1 protein-coding gene is annotated in these 1,029 nt (G+C 72.1%); it reads left to right on the top strand.

The genetic code is table 11. The annotated features are described in order from the left end of the window. Positions 1-1,003 (top strand): FliI/YscN family ATPase (locus ACLN58_RS22525; RefSeq protein WP_415857428.1); only part of this gene is annotated, 1,003 nt, incomplete at its 5' end. Positions 1,004-1,029: the final 26 nt, after the last annotated feature.

The following is a 1,029-nucleotide window of genomic DNA, read 5'->3' as shown; positions in this document are numbered from 1 at the left end:
CGACGGCCGAGGGCCTCTCGCCGCGGGGGAGCGCGTGGAGCGCGTGCCGCTCGATCACGATGTGCCGTCCGCGATGGCGCGCGCCCGCATCGACACACCGCTCCAGACCGGAGTCCGGGCGCTCGACACGCTCACGACCGTCGGCCGGGGCCAGCGCCTCGGCCTGTTTGCCGGCTCCGGCGTCGGGAAGTCCTCGCTGCTTTCGATGGTCGCGCGCGGCACGGAGGCCGAGGTCTCCGTGATCGCGCTCGTAGGGGAGCGCGGCCGCGAGGTCCGCGAATTCCTCGACGACGACCTCGGGGCGGAGGGCCTCGCACGTTCGATCGTCGTGGTCGCGACCTCGGATGAGCCCGCACTCATGCGCCTCCGGGCCGCGTTCACCGCGACCCGCATCGCCGAGTCGTTCCGCGATCACGGGTCCCACGTGCTGCTCATGATGGATTCGCTCACGCGCGTGGCCATGGCCCAACGTGAGATCGGGCTCTCGGCAGGCGAGCCGCCCGCCACACGCGGCTACCCGCCGTCGACCTTTGCTCTGCTCGCGCGCCTGCTCGAGCGAGCCGGAACCGCGGAGACCGGCTCGGTGACGGGGATCTACACCGTTCTCGTGGACGGCGATGACCACAACGAACCCGTCGCGGACGCCGCGCGATCCATCCTCGACGGCCACGTGGTCCTCGACCGGAAGCTCGCCGTCATGGGCCATTACCCGCCGATCGACGTGCTCGGTTCGGTCTCCCGCGTCGCGTCCAAGGTCAACCCGCCCGAGCGAACGGAACGGGCCGCGGGCCTGCGGCGAGTCCTCGCGGCCCGGAAGGCCGCGCAGGACCTCATCGACGTCGGCGCGTATCAGCGGGGCGGCAATCCGCTCGTGGACGCCGCCCTCGATCACGAGGCCGAGATCGACGCGTTCCTGCGCCAGAGCCTCGACGACCAGACGCCGCCCGGCGCCGCGTGGGAACAGCTTGCGCGGCTCACCACGATCCTCGGAGGTGCCCGATGACCCGCCAGCAGTTCCGCCTCGCCGGA

The organism is Sinomonas sp. G460-2 (genome assembly GCF_047759905.1).
GTDB lineage: Bacteria > Actinomycetota > Actinomycetes > Actinomycetales > Micrococcaceae > Sinomonas.
The sequence above is the reverse complement of the archived record's forward strand: the minus strand, read 5'-3'. Positions and strand labels throughout refer to the sequence as shown.